General features: G+C 72.3%; 14 protein-coding genes. 8 read left to right on the top strand and 6 right to left on the bottom strand.

The annotated features are described in order from the left end of the window. The gene (locus QSK34_RS11150; RefSeq protein ID WP_285582873.1) at window positions 1-1,512 is read left to right on the top strand and encodes a metallophosphoesterase family protein; all 1,512 of its coding nucleotides are present in this window, start codon (window positions 1-3) and stop codon (window positions 1,510-1,512) included. Between the two features lie 123 nt (window positions 1,513-1,635). Next, the gene (locus QSK34_RS11145) at window positions 1,636-3,231 is read left to right on the top strand and encodes a bifunctional 3'-5' exonuclease/DNA polymerase (RefSeq protein ID WP_285582871.1); all 1,596 of its coding nucleotides are present in this window, start codon (window positions 1,636-1,638) and stop codon (window positions 3,229-3,231) included. Here QSK34_RS11145 and QSK34_RS11140 read toward each other — a convergent pair. From QSK34_RS11140 to QSK34_RS11125, 4 genes are all read right to left on the bottom strand, one after another. Then, window positions 3,213-4,454 carry an MFS transporter gene (locus QSK34_RS11140; protein ID WP_285582869.1) on the bottom strand — a complete coding sequence of 414 codons (1,242 nt, stop codon included), beginning with the start codon at window positions 4,452-4,454 and terminating at the stop codon, window positions 3,213-3,215. The two genes, QSK34_RS11145 and QSK34_RS11140, sit on opposite strands and share 19 nt — an antisense overlap. A 42-nt stretch (window positions 4,455-4,496) precedes the next feature. Then, window positions 4,497-6,485, bottom strand: a complete 1,989-nt coding sequence (locus tag QSK34_RS11135; protein ID WP_285582867.1) for a serine/threonine-protein kinase — start codon at window positions 6,483-6,485, stop codon at window positions 4,497-4,499. Window positions 6,486-6,586: 101 nt separating this feature from the next. Further along, complete coding sequence (locus tag QSK34_RS11130; RefSeq protein WP_285582865.1) at window positions 6,587-9,553, bottom strand: bifunctional FdrA/YlbE family protein; 2,967 nt, start codon at window positions 9,551-9,553, stop codon at window positions 6,587-6,589. Further along, window positions 9,550-10,452: an oxamate carbamoyltransferase subunit AllH family protein gene (locus QSK34_RS11125; RefSeq protein WP_161479121.1), complete on the bottom strand. Its 903-nt coding sequence runs from the start codon at window positions 10,450-10,452 to the stop codon at window positions 9,550-9,552. Before QSK34_RS11125 ends, QSK34_RS11130 begins: the two co-directional genes overlap by 4 nt. Window positions 10,453-10,617: 165 nt before the next feature. On the opposite strand from QSK34_RS11125, the gene QSK34_RS11120 reads away from it, so the two are divergent. The 5 genes from QSK34_RS11120 (at window position 10,618) to cutA (ending at window position 17,515) form a co-directional block, all read left to right on the top strand. Further along, on the top strand, window positions 10,618-12,228 hold the full coding sequence (locus QSK34_RS11120) for a PucR family transcriptional regulator (RefSeq protein ID WP_161479122.1): 1,611 nt from the start codon (window positions 10,618-10,620) through the stop codon (window positions 12,226-12,228). A gap of 265 nt (window positions 12,229-12,493) precedes the next feature. Further along, complete coding sequence (locus tag QSK34_RS11115; protein WP_161479123.1) at window positions 12,494-13,813, top strand: uracil-xanthine permease family protein; 1,320 nt, start codon at window positions 12,494-12,496, stop codon at window positions 13,811-13,813. Beyond that, on the top strand, window positions 13,814-14,626 hold the full coding sequence (locus QSK34_RS11110) for an FAD binding domain-containing protein (RefSeq protein WP_285582861.1): 813 nt from the start codon (window positions 13,814-13,816) through the stop codon (window positions 14,624-14,626). Then, entirely contained in the window at window positions 14,619-15,095 is a 477-nt protein-coding gene (locus QSK34_RS11105) for a (2Fe-2S)-binding protein (RefSeq protein ID WP_285582860.1), read from the top strand. The genes QSK34_RS11110 and QSK34_RS11105 overlap by 8 nt, the downstream gene beginning before the upstream one ends. Continuing rightward, the gene (gene cutA / locus QSK34_RS11100) at window positions 15,092-17,515 is read left to right on the top strand and encodes an aerobic carbon-monoxide dehydrogenase large subunit (protein WP_285582858.1); all 2,424 of its coding nucleotides are present in this window, start codon (window positions 15,092-15,094) and stop codon (window positions 17,513-17,515) included. The genes QSK34_RS11105 and cutA overlap by 4 nt, the downstream gene beginning before the upstream one ends. On the opposite strand, the gene cydB is transcribed toward cutA, so the two are convergent. Continuing rightward, the gene (gene cydB, locus QSK34_RS11095; RefSeq protein ID WP_285582856.1) at window positions 17,452-18,360 is read right to left on the bottom strand and encodes a cytochrome d ubiquinol oxidase subunit II; all 909 of its coding nucleotides are present in this window, start codon (window positions 18,358-18,360) and stop codon (window positions 17,452-17,454) included. The genes cutA and cydB overlap by 64 nt on opposite strands. Before the next feature lie 11 nt (window positions 18,361-18,371). Further along, window positions 18,372-19,802 carry a cytochrome ubiquinol oxidase subunit I gene (locus QSK34_RS11090; RefSeq protein ID WP_285582854.1) on the bottom strand — a complete coding sequence of 477 codons (1,431 nt, stop codon included), beginning with the start codon at window positions 19,800-19,802 and terminating at the stop codon, window positions 18,372-18,374. 312 nt (window positions 19,803-20,114) lie between these two features. On the opposite strand from QSK34_RS11090, the gene QSK34_RS11085 reads away from it, so the two are divergent. Continuing rightward, window positions 20,115-20,395, top strand: a 281-nt coding sequence (locus QSK34_RS11085; protein ID WP_285582853.1) for a hypothetical protein, incomplete at its 3' end; no start/stop codon positions are given.

Below are 20,395 nucleotides of genomic sequence, written 5' to 3'. Positions count from 1 at the left end.
ATGGCGGACATCGGCGTCGAGGCTGCGGCCGCGCGCGGGAAGCTGGTCTCCTCCCGGGTCTCCGAACACGGCGCCGGGTGGCACTGTCAGGAGATCGGGACCTTCCAGGCGCTGCGCCCCAACAAGACCACCTTCACGTGGTTACATCCGAAGACCCTGTGGCGGTCGCGCAACGAGATCCTCGCCGGGTTGTTCGGCGACCCGTCCGCGGAGGTCCGCCGCCGCTGGGTGGCCTCCATGCGGGAGAACGGCGCCGACCCCGACTTCCGGATGACCCGCCCGACGGGCCCCGAGTACTCGTTCCTCGTCATCGGCGACACCGGCGAGGGCGACGCGTCCCAGTACGCCGTGATCCCCGGCCTGCTGAAAGTGGGCGGCAAGACCGACTTCGCGATCATCGCCAGCGACGTGATCTACCCCACGGGCGCCGCGAGCGACTACTGCGACAAGTTCTTCCGCCCGTTCAAGGACTACGACGCCCCCATCTACGCCATCCCCGGCAACCACGACTGGTACGACGGCCTCGGCGGCTTCATGCGGGTGTTCTGCGGCGCCAAGCCGCTCAAGGTCGAGAAGGAGGGCTTCCGGCTCTCCCCGGCCGGGCTGCGCGGCCTGCTCTGGAAGAAACCCGAGGCGATCGACGAGACCGCGCTCGCCGAGGCCTGGAAGCTGCGCGGCGGACCGGCGCAGCAGGCCCGCCAGCCGGCCCCCTACTGGGTACTCGACCTGGGCGAACTCGTCGTGGTCGGCATCGACACCGGCATCACCGGCTCGCTCGACCGCGAACAGGGCGAGTGGCTGCGCCACGTGTCGTCGGCCGACGCCCGGCCCAAGGTGCTCATCACCGGCAAGCCGATCTACGTGCGCAACGACTACAAACCCTGCCCGATCGAGGGCGGCGGCACGGTCGACGAGATCGTGCGCGACCCCGCCTGCAACTACGTCGCGGCGATCGGCGGCGACGTGCACAACTACCAGCGTTTCCCGGTCGACGTCGACGGGCGGGTGATCCAGTACCTCGTGTCGGGCGGCGGCGGCGCGTTCATGCACGCCACCCACACCATCCCGCGCGTCGACAAGGTCCACGAGGACGACTTCCGCTGCTACCCGCTGCGCGGCGACTCGCTCTCGTTCTACAGCCTGCTCTACTCGCGCAAGCTGCGGATGAAGTGGCTCTACCTGACGCCCGAGGAGGCCGTGGCGCTGATGTCGCGGCGGATCGGCAACGAGCCGGTCCGCGACACCCCACCCGTGCGGATCACCACCCGGATGAAGTGGGCGGCCCGCTTCCTCGGCGGCTGGCCGATGCCGTTCCACCTGCCGGTGGGCCGCTTCTTCCACCGCTGGATCTCCGAGCTGACCGACTGGGACACCCCGCCGTTCTTCAAGAGCTTCCTGCACGTCTCGGTCTCCCCGGGCGAACTGCGCATCCGCTGCTTCGCCGCGACCGGGTGCCTGGCCCAGGAGCTCGAACCGCCCGTCGAGGACGAGGTGGTCATCCCGCTGGCCTGAGCGCGGTGACGGCGCGGGTCCGCACGGCCGCCGAGGTCCCGCTCCTGCCGGTTTTCTTTACGGCTCCCGCCTGCCCTCCGGCGCCACGACGGAACTGTCGGTGCGGCCTGGCAGGCTGGAACCGTGCAGGTTGCGGTTTCCGGGGCGAAGGACGGCAGCGGTGAGCTGCGGCCCGGCGGCCCGGTGGCCGACCTCGCCGCGGCGGTGGGCCAGGCCGAGGCGCGTGAGGCGCCCCGCTGGGTGTGGGCCGACACGCGGCGGATCTACCCCGGGTTGCTGGCCCGGGGCGTGCGGGTGGCGCGCTGCCACGACGTCGCGCTGACCGAGAACCTGCTGCTGGCCGCCGAGGGCCGCTACGGCGAGCCACGGTCGGCCGAGGCCGCTCACGCTCGTCTCCACGGCCTGCCGGTGCCCGACGACCGCCACGAGACCTCCGAGGCCGCCCAGGGGTCGCTGTTCGACCCCGAGCCCGCGCCGGCCGAGCCGGGGGCCGCCCTCGTCGAAGAGGTGGCCGCCGCGCAGGCCGCCCGGATCGCGGCGCTGCCCGAGCCGGGCCGGTTCCGGCTGCTGGTCGCGGCCGAGTCGGCCGGCGGGCTGATCGCGGCCGAGATGGGCCACGACGGCATGCCGTGGCGCGAGTCGGTGCACCAGGCGCTGCTGACCGACCTGCTCGGGCCCCGTCCCGCCCACGGCATGCGGCCCGCCAAGCTGCAGGCGCTGGCCGACCAGGTGTCGGCGGCGTTCGGCCGGCCGCTCAACCCCGACTCGCCGCAGCAGATCGTCAAGGCGTTCAAGGCGGCCGGGGTGCCGGTGCCGTCGACCCGCTCCCACGTGCTGAAGGAGGTCGACCATCCGGGGGTGGCGCCGTTGCTGGCGTACAAGGAACTGGCCCGGCTGTTCAGCTTCCACGGCTGGGTGTGGGCCGACCAGTGGGTGCGTGACGACCGCTTCCGGGCCGAATACGTCGTGGGCGGCGTCGTCAGCGGCCGGTGGGCGACCAGCGGGGGAGGGGCGCTGCAGATCCCGAAGGTGATGCGGAAGGCGGTGGTGGCCGACGAGGGGTGGACGCTCGTCGTCGCCGACGCCGCCCAGCTCGAACCGCGGGTGCTGGCCGCGATGGCCGGGGACCGGGGGCTGGCCCGCGCCGCCGGGGAGATCGACCTCTACGCCGCGCTGGCCCAGGCGTTCGGCGGCCAGCGCGACGCCGCCAAGATCGCCATGCTGTCGGCCATGTACGGCGGCACCAGCGGCGACGCCCCCAAACTGCTGGCCGTGATGCGCAACCGCTTCCCCCAGGCCTACGCGTTCGTCGAAGACGCCGCCCGCGCGGGGGAGGAGGGCCGGGTGGTGCGCTCGTGGCTGGGCCGCACCAGCCCGCCGCCGTCCGACCGCTGGCGGGCCGTCGTCTCCGGGCCCGACGGGGGCAGGGCGGCCCGCGACCGGGGGCGGTTCACCCGCAACTTCGTCGTCCAGGCCACCGCCGCCGAATGGGCGCTCACCCTGATGGCAGTGCTGCGCGGCCGTCTCAGGGAGCCCGCGAGGCTGGTGTTCTTCCAGCACGACGAGGTCATGATCCACTGCCCGCAAGACCAGGCCGGAGAGGTGGCCGCCGCCGTCGGGGCGAGCGCGGAGGAGGCCACCCGGCTGCTGTTCGGCGCCACCCCGGTCAGGTTCCCCATGGAGGCGATACCGGTGACCTGCTACGCCGACGCCAAGTGAGACCGGCGCCAGACGACAACTCCGGTGAGCCCGGTCAGGGCCGCGGTGATCAGGCCCAGGACCGGGTAGGAGAGCACGCCCACGATCGCGCCGGCCAGCAGGGCGCCGACGGCGCCGCAGACGTTCATGGTGAGGTCCGACAGGCCCTGGACGGCCGGCCGCCGCTCCAGGTCGACCGCCTCGGTCACCATCGCCGACCCCGCCACGAGCGAGCACGACCAGCCCAGGCCCAGCAGGATCAGGCCCGCCGTGATCACCGGCACGTCGTGACCGCCGAACGCGGCCAGCAGACCGGCGGCGACCAGCACGCCCATGCCCGCCGTGGCGACCACGGCCCGGCCCAGGCGGTCGGCCGCCCAGCCGACCAGCGGGGAGAACATGAACATCCCGGCGATGTGCAGGCTCAGCACCATCCCGATGACCGAGATGCCGGCGTGCCCGTGGTCGAGGTGGACGGGCGTCATCGACATCACCGACACCATCGCGGTGTGCCCGGCCGCGATCGTCAGCAGCCCGGTCCGGGCCGCCGGGGTGGCCTTCATCGTCTCGACGGCCTCCCGCAGCGGCTGCCGCCGCCGGGCCACCGCCACCTCACGGCCCTGCCGGGCGAGCAGCAGGGGGTCGGGGCGCAGGCCGCCGTTGACGATGAGCAGGGAGAGCGCGAACGCGACGGCCGACAGCGCGAACGGCCCGGCGGCAGGGGCGAGGCCCAGGTCGACGCCGAGCGCGTCGGCGGGATGGGCCAGGTTGGGGCCCGCGACGCTGCCGATCGTGGCCGCCCAGACGACGAGTGACAGGTGGCGGGCGGTCCGGCCGGGCGGGGCGAGGTCGGTGGCGGCGTACCGGGCGGAGAGGTTGCCGGCGCTGCCGGTGCCGACCATGACGAGCGCGAGCAGCAGCAGCGGCCACGACCCGAGCTGGATCGAGGCGACGGCGGCCACGCAGCCGAGGAAGGCGACGCCGTGGGCGAGCGTCAGGCCCGCCCTGCGGCCGCCGCCGTCGGCGGCCCTGGCGGCGGGGAGCGCCATCAGGGCCGCGCCCGTGACGGTGGCCGTGCCGGCCAGGCCGCTGATCGCCTCGGAGCCGGAGAGTTCGTACACCATCAGGGAGCTCAGCGCGGAGCCGACCGCGATCCCCACACCCGAGACGATCTGGACGGCGGACAGGACACCGAGTGTCCGGCGTTGCACCTTCTGATGGGATGCGAGGGGGATCGCTGTCATGAGCGAAGTCTGGCATGGCTCATGACAGCGGCTGAAGCGGATTTATGCCGGGCTGAAGGAGTTCCACAAGGTCGCGCGGACGTTGGCGGCGCTCTCGGTCCAGTCGTAGTCGGGCGCCGTGAAGGTGATCGCGTAGGAGCGGCCGTCGACCGTGACGTAGCGGACCGCCGTGTGGACGGTCACGTTCGCCGCGTCGCGGTGGGTGTACTCCCACTCGGCGGCCGGCCAGCGGTAGTCGACCTGGGCCAGCGCGAGCTGGGTGTACTCCTCGAACGAGGCCTTGGCCTCGGTCGCCTTCAGCGCGTCGAGGCCGCCGGCGGGGATCTCCTCGATCAGGCCGCTCTGGCCGCTGTCCTTCGGGCCGGTCAGCACGACCGCGCCGTCCTGGGCGGTGACCTTCCAGGTGTCGGGGACCGCGACGGTGACGTTGCCGACGGTGTGGTTGCGGAAGCCCTCGGGCAGCTCGCCCTCGGGCGAGGCGGGCACGGCGGGCACGCCGGCGTCGGCCGTCGGGCCGGTCGCCACCGGCTGGTTCTGCGGGTCGGCGGGCGGGTTGTCACCCGGTACCATGATCAACAGCACCAGCACCACGACCGCGATCACGGCGATGCCCGCGACCACGGCGAGCAGGCTGCTGCGCCCGCCCCGGTCGTCGTCGGGGTCCTTGCGGCGGCGCGAGGCGCGCGGCCCGGCGGGCTTGCGCTCGACGGCCGGTGTGTCGGCGGGCCTTCCGGCGCGCGGTTCCTTGCCCAGGTCGCCGAACTCGGGCAGGTCCTTCTGCTCGGGCGCCGGCCAGCCGCCCGAGGTCTGCCCCGGCGCGGGGACCGGACGGCTCGGGCCGCCGGGCTTCGACGGGGTGATCGGCGCGAAGAACGACACGCCGCCGGTCGAGGTGATGTCGCCGGTGGGGCTGCTCAGCGGGTCGGGCTTGGGGGCGCCCATGCTGTAGCCGCCCGACGGGTGGTTGGGGTCGTAGGGCACCCGGACCGGGCCCGACGGGGTCTCGATGATGCGCGAGGGCATCGGCCCGGCGGGCGGGTCGAGCGGCGGCAGCATCTGGACCGGGGTCTGGTCGGCGGGGGTCGGCGCTGGTGAGGGCGCCTGGTTGTGGGGCGCCGTCTGGGCCGGGGTCTGCGGCGGGGCGGTCGGGCGCACGCCGAGGCCGTGCTGGCGCAGCACGTGTTCCAGCATGTCGGACACCTGCGCGGCGGGCAGCCGGTCGGCCGGGTTCTTGCGCAGCAGCCCTTCGATGACGGGCATCAGCGCGCCCGCGCGGCCGGGCCGGTTGGGCTCCTGGGTCAGCACCGCGCCCAGCACGGCGACCGCGTCGGGCCCCTCGTAGGGAGGCCGGCCCTCCACGGCCGCGTAGAGCGTGGCGCCGAACGACCACAGGTCGGCCGCGAACGTGATCGGGCGGCCCTGGAGCCGCTCCGGCGGGATGTAGGCCGGGGAGCCCATCAGCAGGCCCGGGTGGGTGATCGAGACGTCGCCCTCGATGGCGGCGATGCCGAAGTCGGTGAGCACCACGCGGTCGGCCGTCAGCAGCACGTTGCCCGGCTTGACGTCGCGGTGGAGGATGCCGGCGGCGTGCGCGTGGCGCAGCGCGTCGAGCACCCTTATCCCGATCTCGGCGGCCTGGACGACCGGCAGCGGCCCGCTCTGACGCACCGCCTGCTCCAGCGACCAGGCCCGGACCAGCTCCATCACGATCCACGGGCGGCCGTCCTCCTCGACGACGTCGTGGACGGTCACGATGCCCGGGTGGCTCAGCCGCGCGGCCGAACGGGCCTCGCGCAGCATGCGGGTGTGGGCGGTCTGGCGGCCCTGCTGGTCGAGGCCGTAGGGGAGGATCAGCTCCTTGACCGCGACGTCGCGGTCGAGCAGCACGTCGTGCGCGTGCCACACCATTCCCATGCCGCCCCGGCCGACCGGCGACAGCAGCCGGTAGCGGCGGCCGACGAGCCTGCCCTGCCCCTCGGGGGTCCCGCCCTGACCATCGGGGACCATACCGAGCAGGCGATCGGTCGTCATAGGCGGGGTCCCCAATTCTCCTCGTCCGGGCCGCGCGAGATACCCGCGCGATTTTCTGAGGTTGGCCACCGATATTAGGGTCAAACCAGGGTCAAAGGGAATTAAACCCGGGCCAAAGCGGCCAGCGCGGCCGTGAAAGCCTCCATCGGAGGACTCACCAGACCCGCTCCCACCTGCCCCGTTCCGGCGACGCGCCCGGCGATACCCGTATTGACTACCGGCAGCACCGAGGTCCGGGTGACCAGTGTGACATCGATTCCGGCGGGCGTGCCGCGGAACCCGAGACCCGGGATCTGGTAAACGGGGTGCTCGGCGAGCGTGATCTCGTACATGGCCGTGGTGGCGGCCACCGCGTCCGCGACGTCGCCGCCCACGAACCGGACGATCGCGGGGGCGGCGGCCATGGAGAAGCCGCCCAGGCCGACCGTCTCGGTGATGGTCGAGTCGCCGATGTCGGGGTTGGCGTCGGCGGGGCCGTAGGCGCCCAGATAGAGGCCGTCGGGCACGCCCGCCGGGCCGGTGAACCAGCGGTCGCCCAGGCCGGAGACCTGGATGCCGAAGTCCGTGCCGTTGCGGGCCATCGCGACGACCATCGAGGAGCCCTCGACGTTCCGCGCCGCGTCGGCCGAGACCTTGGCGGCCGCCATGCCGGCGTTGAGGAAGAAGTGGTCGTTGCCGTTGACGAACCGGAGGACCTCCGCCGCCTGGTTCGGGACGGCGTCCACGATGGCCGGGGCGAGCTCCCTGACCATGAGGGAGGTCGCGGCGCGGTTGCGGTTGTGCAGCTCGTCGCCCATCTGGAGGGCCTGCGCGACCAGGTTGCGCAGATCGAGCGGCCCGACGACCTTCATGACCTCGGCCAGCGCCGGGCCGAGCACGTCGCCCATCCAGCGCAGCCGCTCGATCACCTCGGGCCCGTAGGCGCCGTAACGGAGCACCTTGCCCAGGCCCTCGTTGAGCGAGCAGAAGGCGGTGCCGCCGTTCTCGGCGTCGTGCACCTCCAGCATCCACATGGACGGGGACACGACGCCCGCCATGGGCCCGACGGTCCGGTGGTGGTGACAGGAGTCGAGCGTGACCTCGCCGCCCGCGAGCTTGCGCTCGGCCTCCTCGGCGTCGGCCGCGAGCCCCTCGAACAACATCCCGCCGATGAGCGCGCCCCGCATGGGCCCGGAGGCCCGTTCCCACTCGATGGGCGGCCCGGCGTGGAAGAAGGTGCCCTTCGGGAGATCCAGTACGTCTCCGGCCCGCTTCACCCCGACGAGATGCGGCCGCGCGCCCAGCATCCGGGCGACGGCCTTCTCGTTGGCGGCCTTGCGACGGGGATCGGCCATGACGGCGGCCAGATCGGCGGCCACCCCTTGGACGGGGGGACGCCAGTCGACGGGCGTATGCGCGACGGCCTGCTGGTCGAGGGCCTCGGCCAAGATCGACGCGCCGACCGAGATGACAGAGGGCTCCGCCGAGAGCATGGCCAGAGGACGACCCACCCACCCGCCCTGAGAGGCTGACGCCTCTCCGGACGTCTCGGCTCCGCCGCCGGGGCCTGCCGCGCCGGATGCGGCTGGGCGGGGTTCGACTTGGTCGGATGCGGCGTGTTCGCCTGCGTTTGCGTCGGCTGCGTCGGCTGCGTCGGCTGCGTGGAGTTCGCCGGTTCCGGTTTCCCTGGTGGACGTCTCTAGCGGGATGGCGGGGCCGGGTTCCGTGGGCCTCGCGCCGGCCAAGGTCGCGGCTCTGCGTGCCGCCTGGGCGTTCGAGGTGTAGACCTCCGCGCCCGACTCGAACAACCGGGCGGCCTGGGCCTGGAGGTTCTGGGGGTCGCCCTCCGTGCCGACCAGCGCGACCACCACGGCCACGCCGCGCGACTTGGCGGCGGCGATGGCCGCGGACAACGAACCGGCCGGGTCGGGGTCGGAGCCGTGGCCGAGCACGACGTCGAGGAGCACGACGCCCTCGGTGACCGCGTCGAGGGCCTCCAAACGCAGGGCGGGATCGATCATGGGATGGGCGCGGCCCACCGTGTACTCGTCGTCGCCGAAGTCGGTGAACTCGCCAGTTCCGGCGATCAGGCGGGCCTCGGTGCAGAGGGTGCCGCCCGAATAGAGGCCGCGCAGCGGGCCGCCGCCGGGCTCGGTGTTCCCGGGCCAGCTTGGCCAGACCGGGACCGCCGCGCCGACCGCGCGCAGGACCGACTCGGCGGCGGTCGTCAGGTCGGGCTGGCCCTCGCCGAGCAGGGCGGTGATCACCGGTTTGGGGCTCCGGGCGATCGCCTCGCCCAGGCGGGCCGCCACGTCGGGGTCCGGGGGCTTGGAGACGACGACGATCAGCTCGGTCGCCGGGTCGGCGTTCAGGGCGTCCAGGGCCTGAAGCGTGGATCGGCCGCCGACCTCGGCGCCCAGGTCGCGCCCGCCGACGCCGAGCACGTGGCTGACGCCCACCCCCGCCAGGTCGAGCAGGGCGGTGAGCTGCTGCGCGCCCGTCCCGGAGGCGGCGACCACGCCGACCTTCCCGGGGCGCACCACGTTGGCGAAGCCCAGACCGGCGCCGCCGACGATCGCGGTGCCGCAGTCGGGGCCCATGACCAGGACGCCCCGTTCCCGGGCGAGGTCCTTCAGGGCGACCTCCCGCGCCACCGGCACGTTGTCACTGAAGATCATCACGGAGTGGCCGCCGTCGACCGCCTCCATCGCCTCGGTGAAGGCGTGCTCGCCCGGCACGCTGACCAGCACCACCGCCGACGGGTCGGCCAGGCGCGTCGCGGCGCGGATCGTGCGGGGGAGGGCCTCCTCCCGGCTGCGCGTCTCGGTCCGGGCCGACAACTGTCTCTCCAGGTCGGCCGCGGCGTCGTGGAGGTCGGCGTCCGTCGCCGCCCGGATCGCCACCAGCAGGTCGCCGGACGTCGCGGGCGGGACCTCGAAGCCCGCGTCCACGGCGAGTTCGACGTTCAGGGCCGTCGCCATCGCCACGATCGCCAGCTCGACACCCGGGCGGCCGGTCAGCGCCTGGCTGACCCTCATCAGGCTGACCGAGTCGTGATAGATCCCGGGACGGATCTCCACCAGGTTCACTCAGCGTCCCTCTCACCAAGTCCGAGGACGGCCGACACTCCCGTCCTGATGCCCCACGCCAGGTCGGCGCCCGAGGTGTGACCCAGACGGAGCAGGCGGTGCGCCGCCGGTTCCAGCGGCTGGCGGCCGGTGAGGCCGCGCAGCACCGCGAGGGTCTCCAGGCCCGCCTCGCCGCGCGCCGCGCAGTGCAGCAGCGTCGCGGAGATCGGTGTGGTCCGGGTGCGGGCGTCGAAGGTCACCGCGGCGGCGAGCCAGTCGGCCAGCCACACGGCCCGGCCGACCCCGGCCGCCGTGCCGACGGAGCGCAGGGTGACCAGGAGCCCGGCCAGCATGTCGTCGCCGCTCGGGGTGAGGCCCGGCCCCAGGCCCATGAGCTGCTCGGCCGCGGTGATCGCGTCGACGAGCGAGCCCCGGTGGCAACCGGCCGACAGCAACGCGGACGCGCCGCCGCTCTCCAGGCCGGGCTGCCTCGGGGAGGAGACGCAGATGTCGTGGAGGACGGGGAGGGCGGTGGCGAGGGCCGTACCGGAGACGGCACCCAGTGGCGGAGCGGGGTCCCACCAGCGGCGGACCCGGACGGCCCGGCCGCCGGCCTCGACGACCCCGTCGCCGACCCAGGCGTCGTCACCGGGCGAGAAGCCGTCGAGCGGGCCGGTCAGCACAACGGCGTTGGGCAGGCGGGTGGCCTCGCCCGTGACGAGCGCGAGCACCCGCGGCTCGGTCTCGGTCCGCACCTCTAGGTAGACCGCCAAGGGGAAGGCGGCCAGCACCCGGGCGGGGCGGCGCGGGGCCTCCAGAAGCGGCCGGAGACTGGTGGCGGCGGCCCCGGAAAGGTACGTGACCTCGGGCTGCGCCGTCTGCACCGGGCGGCGGCTTCGAGGGCGTGTACCTACAGCCACGAGTCCTCCCTCATCCGAACCCCCATTAGAAGGGACGCTAGAACGGGACCCCCGGGGTCCGTACGGGGAAATCTGCCAACAGTCGGCCAAATGCTTGGCTCTTCCTGACAGTCGCCCGGTCAGGCACAATTTGCGGAGAACGTTCAAATCCCCCCGGAGCGCACCATGACGACGGATCCCGCTGCACCCGCCATGCGGCTCGCCAGCACCGGAACGATCATCCACGGGGTGGCCGTCGGCGAGGTCCTGGGAGTCTCGACCCTCGCCGGGGCGCGGCTCATCGCCGGCAAATCCGGGCTCGACCGCATCGTCCAGCGCCTCAACGTCATGGAAGTGCCCGACATCCTGGCGTGGGTGAAACCCAACGAGCTGCTGCTCACGACCGGTTACCCGCTCAGGAACACTCCCCAGTCGCTGGGCCGCCTTGTGGCGGATCTTGACGAACGCGGGTTGTCGGCCCTCGCCATCAAGCTGGGCCGATACCTCGACGAACTGCCCGCCGAGATGATCGAGCAGGCCGACCGGCTGGGCTTCCCGCTGATCATCCTGCCGAACGACGTTGGGTTCGACGACATCCTCAACCAGGTGCTGACCGACATCCTCAACCGGCAGGCCGCCATCCTGGCCCGCGCCGAGGACGCCCACCGGGGGCTCGTCCAGATCGTGCTGGCGGGCGGGGGCATGCGCGAGGTGACCGCCGAGGTCGCCGGGCTGCTGGAGGTCGCGGTCGCCGCCATGGACGTCTCGGGCGCCACCCTGGCCGCCGCCGGAGGCGCGGAGCAGGTGGCGATGCTGCGCGACGCGTACATGATCAGCGGGCCGGGCCGCGACCAGCCCGAGCCGATGGTGCGGGCCGACGGCCACTACGCCGTCGTGCCGATCGTCGCCGGGGGCCACCACCACGGCCGGATCGTCGCCTTCAGCCAGGCCGGGACGCTGCGCGAGAGCGACATCCGCATCCTGGAGCGGGCCGCCACCGTCGCCGCCCTCGTCATCACCAAGCAGGAGGCCGTCAACGCGGTCGAGAGCAAGTACCGCGCCGACTTCCTGCGCGACGTGCTCACCGGCCGGGGCGGCGGGCGCATCGCCGAACGCGCCAAGGCCTTCGGCTGGGACCTGGAACGCCCCGTCAGCGTCATGGTCGCCGAACTCGACCCCGAGAGCGACGAGCGCACCGCCCAGGACCGGCTGCTGGCCGTCTGGCAGGCCGCCGTCCGCCGCCACGACCCCCGCGGCGCGGTCGCCGGGTTCTCCCACGAGGTGGTCGTCATCGTCGGCGCCGGGGCCGACACCGCCCGGCTCGCCGCCGCCGCCCAGTCGGCCTTCGCCGAGTGCACCTTCTCCACCGGCATGAGCCGCATCGCCTCCGGCGCCGAAGGGCTCGCCGACGCCTACGCCCAGGCCCTCAAGGCCGCCCGGGTGGGCCGCCAGCTGCACGGCAACGGCGCGGTCGCCCACTTCGACCAGCTCGGCGTCTACCGCCTGCTGTCCCTCGTCAACGACACCGCCGAACTGCACGCCTTCGTCCGCGAGACCCTCGGCGCGCTGGCCGGCGACGACGACGCCGAGAACGCCGACCTGCGGCGCACCCTCCACGTGCTCCTGGAGACCAACCTCAACGTGGCCGAGACCGCCCGCCGCCTGCACTTCCACTACAACACCCTGCGCTACCGCATAGGGAAACTCGAACGCCTGCTGGGCAACTTCACCGAGGACGCCCACCTGCGCCTCAACCTGACCCTCGCTCTTCACGTGCTCAACATGCGGGGTATCTAGCGCCCGTCTATTGGGAAACTCGAACGCCTGCTGGGCAACTTCACCGAGGACGCCCACCTGCGCCTCAACCTCACGCTGGCGCTCCATGTCCTCAACATGCGCGGCATCTGAGGCCGGTTGTTTGGCACATGCTGCCCGTGTGCTAGAGAGATCACAGGCCTAATGTGCCCGCAACAGCCCTGGTAGAAGGGCTGATGAACGATTTGCCGCGCTGGGAAGCCTGCGGGGTGGCCACCAGGTGTCGGCCCATTGCGAAGGGGCTCACATGGCTTTCGGGTGGAAGGTACACGGAGAAAAGGGCACGCTCGCACCGGGCGAGGTGGTCAAACCCGACGAGCGGTTGTCGTGGCCGCGCATGATCGGGTTCGGCGCCCAGCACGTCATCGCGATGTTCGGCGCCACGTTCGTCTTCCCCGTCGTGATGGGGCTCGACCCCAACGTCGCGGTGATGATGAGCGGCGTCGCGACGATCATCTTCCTGCTCATCGTGAACGGGAAGATCCCCAGCTACCTCGGCACGTCGGCGTCGTTCGTCGGCGGCGCGGCGGCCATCGCCGCCGACGGCGGCGGCCCGGCCACGATCACGGGCGCCATCCTGGTGGCGGGCGTCGTGCTCGCGCTGTGCGGCGTGGTCATCCACTTCCTCGGCATCGGGATCATCAACCGCGTCTTCCCGCCGGTCGTGACCGGCGCGGTGGTCATGCTCATCGGCTTCGGCCTCGCCTACGTCGTCGCCGACATCTACTGGCCGCAGGACCAGTGGATCGCCCTCATCACGATGCTCGTCACCTTCGTGACCATCGCCCTGTTCCGCGGCTTCATCGGCCGGCTGGGCATCCTCATCGGCCTCGTCGCCGGCTTCGTCCTCTCGTGGCTGGCCGACCTGGTCTTCGGCCAGATCACCGCCCCCGACGGCGCCGGGCAGGTCACCTCCCACTTCCGGGTCAACTTCGGCGGTGTGGAACAGGCCGCCTGGTTCGGCCTGCCGAACTTCCACGCCCCCGACTTCAAGCTCTCGGCCATCATCGTGGTGCTCCCGGCGGTCATCGCTCTCATCGCCGAGAACATCGGTCACGTCAAGGCCGTCGGCGAGATGACCGGCACCGACGTCGACCCGGTCATGGGCAAGGCGATCATCGGCGACGGCGTCGCCACCGTGGTCACCTCGGCCGTCGGCGGCTCGCCCACCACCACCTACGCCGAGAACATCGGCGTCATGGCCGCCACGCGCGTCTACTCCACGCTGGCCTACTACATCGCCGCCGTCATCGCGATCCTCCTGGGCCTGGTGCCCAAGTTCGGCGCGCTCGTCTACGCGATCCCGGGTGGCGTGCTCGGTGGCGTGACCGTGATCCTGTACGGCATGATCGGCCTCCTCGGCGCCAAGATCTGGATCGAGAACCGGGTCGACTTCGCCGATCCGGTCAACATGGTCCCGATCGGCGCGGGCATCATCCTGGCCATCGGCCCGGTCAACATGCAGATCGTCGAGGGCTTCGACCTCGGCGGCATCGCCCTGGGCACCGTGGTCGTACTGGGCGGGTACCACCTGCTCCGAGCCCTTTCCAGGAGTAGAACGGTTTAAGTGAAGCCTCCTTCGTTCGTCTACCACGCTCCCGCCACGGTGGCTGAGGCCGTCGAGGCGCTCGCCGCGGCGGGAGCCGACGGGAAGGTGCTGGCCGGGGGCCAGAGCCTCATCCCGCTCATGAACATGCGGCTGGCCGCGCCCGGGCAGCTCGTCGACATCAACCACGTGGCCGGGCTCGGGGAGATCACCGCCGAGGCCGGGGGAGTGCGGGTGGGCGCGCTGGCGCGGCACGCCGAGGTCGAGGCCAGTGAGGCCGCCTTCGCGGCGCAGCCGCTGGTGCGCCGGGCGCTGCGGCTGGTGGCCCATCCGGCGGTCCGCAACCGTGGGACCACGGTGGGCAGCATCGTGCACGCCGACCCCGCCGCCGAGATGCCGGCCGTGCTGGCGCTGCTCGGCGGGTCGGTCCGGGCGCGCGGGCCCGAGGGGGAACGTGACATCCCGGCCGCGGAGTTCTTCACCGGGCCGATGGAGTCGTCGTTGCGGACCGGGGAACTGGCCGTGTCGGCCTTCTTCCCGTCCACCGCAGGGGGGACGGCGATCGTCGAGGTGGCCCGGCGGCACGGCGACTACGCCATGGCCGGGGTCGCCGCGCTGGTCGGGCCCGATCACGCCCGGGTCGCCTGCCTGAGCGTCGGGGCGGTGCCCGTGGTCGTGGACGTCACCGAGGCGCAGGGTGACTGGGCGCGGGCGGCGGAACTCGTACGAGAACGGATCGAACCGGAGGCCGACATCCACGCCACCGCCGACTACCGGCGGCACCTGACCGGGGTGCTGGCCGAGCGCGCGCTGAAGGAGGCCGCCGATGCATGACGTCACGCTGGTCGTCAACGGGGTGCCGCGGCACGCGCGGGTGCCCGCGCGGCGGCTGCTCAGCGACTTCCTCCGGCACGACCTCGGGCTGACCGGCACCCACGTCGGGTGTGAGCACGGGGTGTGCGGGGCCTGCACCGTGCTGCTCGACGGCCGTCCGGTGCGGGCGTGCCTGACCTTCGCGGTGTCGGTGTCGGGACACGAGGTCACCACGGTCGAGGGGCTGGCCGAGGACGGCGGGTTGTCGCCGGTGCAGCGGGCCTTCGCCGAGTGCCACGGGCTCCAGTGCGGGTTCTGCACGCCCGGGTTCCTGACGACGGTGACCGCGTTCCTGCGGGAGAACCCCGCGCCGGCCGACGACGAGGTGGTCGAGGCGGTGGCGGGCAACCTGTGCCGGTGCACCGGTTACCAGAACATCGTGAAGTCGGTGCACCGCGCCGCCGAGCTGATGGCCGAGGAGGGCCCGTGACCACCCGACTGTTCGGCGAGCCGGTCCGCCGCAGGGAGGACGCCCGGCTGGTCGCCGGGAACGGCCGCTACCTCGACGACCTGGGCGCGGACGCGCTGGCCGTGGCGTTCGTGCGGTCGCCCCACGCGCACGCCCGCATCACCGGCGTCGACGTCGACGACGCGGTCGACGTCGAGGGCCTGGTCGCGATCTACACGTGGGAGGACCTGCCCGAGGGGGTGCGGGAGCCGCTGCCGCTGCTGATCCCCCATCCGGCGCTGACCCACGGGCGCACCGCCTACTGCCTGGCCAAGGACGTCGTGCGGCACGTCGGCGAGCCGATCGTCATGGTCGTCGCGGCCGATCGGTACGTCGCCGAGGACGTCTGCGAGCGCATCCACGTCTCCTACGAGTTCCTCAAGCCCGTCGTCGGGCTGGAGAACGCCGTCGAGGGGCCCAACCTCGTCCACGACGACGTGCCGGGCAACGTCGGCGCGCACATGGTGCAGGAGGTCGCCCACCGCGACGGCCGCGCCGCCCGTGACGTCATCGCCGCCGCGCCCCACACGCTGGAGTTCCGGCTCGACATCGAGCGGTCGGCGTGCATGCCGATGGAGGGCAAGGGGGTGTACGCCCGCTGGGACGCCGACGACCGTTCGCTGCGGGTCTACAGCTCCACCCAGACGTCCACCAGCGTGCGGATGGCCATCGCGGCCAAGCTCGGGCTGCCGCTGCCGAAGGTCGAGGTGATCGCGCCCGACGTCGGCGGCGGGTTCGGCGTGAAGATCGTGCACCCGTGGCCGGAGGAGATCCTCGTGCCATGGGCGGCCCGGCTGCTGAACCGCGAGGTCAAGTGGACCGAGGACCGGCGGGAGCACTTCGTCTCCTCGGCGCACGAGCGCGCGCAGGTGCAGCACGTGAAGGTGGGGTTCGACGACGAGGGCCGCGTCCTCGGGCTCGACGTCGAGATCCTGCACGACCACGGCGCGTACACGCCCTACGGCATCATCGTGCCGATCATCACCTCGACGCAGCTGCTGGGGCCGTACAAGATCGGCTCCTACCGAGTCGAGTTCTTCTCCGTCTACACCAACACCGTGCAGGTCACCCCCTATCGGGGGGCCGGGCGCCCGCAGGGCGTGTTCTGCATGGAGCGCACGATGGACAAGATCGCCCAGTACCTCGGCAAGGACCGCACCGATGTCCGGGCGGCGAACTTCATCCAGCCCGACGAGTTCCCCTACGACCAGCAGATGATCTTCCAGGACGGCCGCCCGCTGATCTACGACAGCGGCGACTATCCCGCGTCGCTGCGGAAGCTGAAGGACCTGATCGGCTGGGACGACTTCCCCGCGATGCAGGCCGAGGCCGCCGCCGAAGGCAGGCGGATCGGCATCGGGGTCGGCTGTTACGTCGAGGGCACCGGCGTCGGCCCCTACGAGGGCGGCCACGTCCAGGTGACCTCCGACGGGCGGGTGCACGTCTCCACCGGCCTCACCTCACAGGGGCAGGGGCACGAGACGGTGTTCGCGCAGATCGCCGCGACCGAGCTCGGCGTGCCGATCGAGAAGGTGTCGGTGGTCACGGGCGACACCCGGCGGTTCGGCTACGCCGTCGGCACGTTCGCCTCGCGGGCCGCCGTGATGAGCGGCAACGCCATCGCCCTGGCGTGCCGGAAGGTCAAGGAGAAGGCGCTGCGGATCGCCGCCGACGCGCTGGAGGCCGACCCGGCCGATCTGGAGATCACCGAGGGCATGGTGCACGTCGTGGGCGCGCCCAGCGCCTCGATCCCGCTCGCCACCGTCGCGGTGCTCTCCAACCCGCTGCGGTACGCCTTCGACGAGGAGGCCAAGCGCGCCACCCAGTTCGCCACCAGCGGCAGCATGGACCGGCCCCCGGTCGCCGAGGGCCAGGAACCGGGCCTGGAGGGCAAGGACTACTACTCGCCGGTGCGCTCGACGTTCGCGTCGGGCATGCACGCCGCCATCGTCGAGACCGACCCCGACACGGCCGAGATCAGGATCCTCCGGTACGCCGTCGTCCACGACTGCGGCAAGATGATCAACCCGATGCTGGTCGAGGGGCAGATCCACGGCGGCGTCGCCCAGGGCGTCGGCGGGGCGCTCTACGAGAAGATGGCCTACGACGAGTACGGCCAGCTCCTCAACGCCTCGTTCATGGACTTCCTGATGCCCTACGTCACCGAGATCCCCCGCATCGAGACCGACCACCTGGAGACCCCGTCCCCGCTCAACCCCCTGGGCATCAAGGGGGCCGGCGAGGCCGGGGTCATCCCGGTCTCCGCCGTCATCGCCGGCGCGGTGGAGGACGCCGAGAAGATCGTCATCGACCGGATGCCGATCTCCCCGTCCGACCTCTACGCGCTGCGCGACTCCAGCAGGACCTCCGGCGCGGTCAGCCTCCTGCGGAACACCCAGTAGGTCCACGCCTGGTAGGCGATGACCCCCGGGAGCGCGATGAGGCCGATCCACGTCAGGACCGTGAGGGTGTAGGGGGCCGAGGCGGCCGACTCGACCGTGAGCCCCGGCAGGGGCTCGGGGTACAGCGTGAGGAACGTCGCGGCGGTGGTCAGGGCGATCGTGACCGCCGTGCAGGCGAACGCCAGGCCCTCCCGCCCGGCCCAGACGAGCGCCACCCCGGCCGCGTACGCCGCCATCGCGGCGTACGCCGGCCAGGCGTCCAGCCGCCACAGGGCGAAGGCGACCACCGGCACGAGCACCACGCCCGCGACCCAGGCGGTCTCCCGGGCGCGGGCCCGGACCGGGCCCCTGGTCTTCAGCGCGACGAACACGGCGCCGTGCACCAGCGCGAGGCCGAGCGACAGCAGCCCGCCCATGACGGTGGCGAACGCCGAGCCGAACAGCACGTTGCCGAAGATCGCCCCCCACAGGAAGGCGGGCAGCACGCTGCCGGTGACGATCGCGGCGTCGACCAGCGGGGTCTCCTTGGCGCGCACCTTGCCGCGCCATTCGAGCCCGACGCCGCGCACGATCAGTCCCAGGACGACCATGACGGCCGCCAGGTAGAACTGGCTGAGGAACCCGGCGTACCAGGCGGGGAAGGCGGCGAACATGGCGCCGATCGCGGTGATCAGCCACACCTCGTTGCCGTCCCAGACCGGGCCGATGGTGCGCAGCACCTGGCGGCGCTCGGCCTCGCCGCGGGCCAGGACCGGCATCAGCGCGCCGACCCCGAAGTCGAAGCCCTCCAGGACGAAGTAGCCGGTCCAGAGGAAGGCGATCACGATGAACCAGAACGTGGTCATGTCAGGGCACCTCAGTACATCAGGGTCGGGACGCGGCGTTCGGTGTCGTCGGTCACGACGGCCGGCATCGGCTCGTCGGGGCCCGCCTTGACGTGCCGGATCAGCAGCACGGCCTCGGCGACCGCGAGGACGCCGTACACGAGGGTGAACAGGCCCAGCGAGATCGCGACCTCGGTCAGGCTCACCCCGGGCGAGACGCTCGCAGCGGTGAGCAGCTCACCCTGGACGGTCCAGGGCTGGCGGCCGATCTCGCTCAGCAGCCACCCGGAGATGATCGCGGCGATCGGCAGCGGCAGCGCCAGCACGCACAGCCGCGCGAACCAGGTCGGCACGGGCCGGGCCCGCCGCCCCCGGCCCCGGGTCAGGAACAGCCCCAGGAAGGCCAGCCCGACCGTGGCCAGGCCGAACACGATCATCACCCGGAAGGACAGGTAGACGATCGGCAGGTTCGGCACGTAGTCGCCGGGCCCGAACTGGGCCACCAGGCGCTGCTGGATGTCGTCGATGCCCTGGATGGTGGCGTTGGGGTCGTGCGCGGCCAGCAGGCTCAGCATGTTGGGGACCTCGATGCCCGGCACCGGCGAGAACGGCGCCCCGGCGGTGTCGTGCCGCAGCCCCTCGGCGGCGGCCAGCTTCATCGGCTGCTGCGTGTGCAGCAGTTGTCCCGACATGTCCCCGGTCAGCGCGACGATCGCCCCCGCGACGGCCGTCATCACCAGCGCGCCGCGCAGCGCCGCCCGCCACATGTCCACCTCGCGGCGCATCGGCGTGGTGACGTCGCCGAAGTCCTTCCTGCGGGGGACCAGGCCGGTGGCGTTGCGCTCCCGCAGGATCCGGTATCCGGCCACCGCGAGCACGAACCCGCCCGCCACCACGAACGACCCGGCCACCACGTGGGGGACCTGCGCGAGCGCGGTCGAGTTGGTCAGCACCGCCCACAGGTCGGTCATCCGGGCCTTGCCGTCGACCACCTCGTAGCCGACCGGGTGCTTCATCCACGCGTTCGCGGCCAGGATGAAGTAGGCCGACAGGTTCGAACCGATGACGGCCGCCCAGATGGTGGCCAGGTGGAGCTTCTTGGGCAGCTTGTCCCAACCGAAGATCCACAGTCCCAGGAACGTCGACTCCAGGAAGAACGCCAGCAGCGCCTCCAGGGCCAGCGGCGCCCCGAAGACGTCGCCGACGAAGATGGAGTACTCGCTCCAGTTCATGCCGAACTGGAACTCCTGCACGATGCCGGTGACCACACCCATCGCGAAGTTGATCAGAAACAGCTTGCCGAAGAACTTCGTCAGCGTCAGGTAGTGCTCTTTGCCCGTGCGGTACCAGGCGGTCTGCAGGCCGGCGACGAACACGCCCAGCCCGATGGTCAGCGGTACGAAAAGAAAGTGGTAGACGGTGGTCACCCCGAACTGCCACCGTGCCAGGTCCAAAGCGTCCATGGTCGGTCCCCCTCCGGATGCTCTACGGGGCGTAGTGCTACCTCAAGTAGTACTACGGCTTGTAGAGCAAAATCTCCGGTGTCTGCTGCGATCTTCGTCACATGCGTGGCATGACCGGGATCCGGAGCTCTCCCAACCCCCGGATCCCGGTGCGCACAACCCCCGTTGCGATATCCACGATGCCGCCCCGGGTGTCCCGGCCGACAGGGACGAGCGCCCTGTCCGCACGGGATTTCCTATGCCACCGAATGTCCCGCACCCGGGTCCGCGCGGGCGTCCGCCGGGAGGCTGATTGGGGGGTACACCGCGCGGATGAGATGTCCCAGGCATCGCGGCGGCGCGGCGGTCATGGGTGACTCGGCGGCCCGCATCCTCGACGCCGCGCCGGCGCGCGACCAGGACACCGCGGCCGACCTCGTGGAGGCGCCGGCCTACCGCGCCGAACTCGCGGTCCGGACCGGCGACCCGGACCGGCGACCCGGACCGGCGACCCGGACCGGCGACCCGGACCGGCGACCCGGACCGGCGACCCGGACCGGCGACCCGGACCGGCGACCCGGACCGGCGACCCGGACCGGCGACCCGGACCGGCC

Origin of the sequence: Herbidospora sp. NBRC 101105 (assembly GCF_030269205.1) — a bacterium.
GTDB lineage: Bacteria > Actinomycetota > Actinomycetes > Streptosporangiales > Streptosporangiaceae > Herbidospora > Herbidospora solisilvae.
This window is presented reverse-complemented; position numbering and strand designations above follow the sequence as displayed.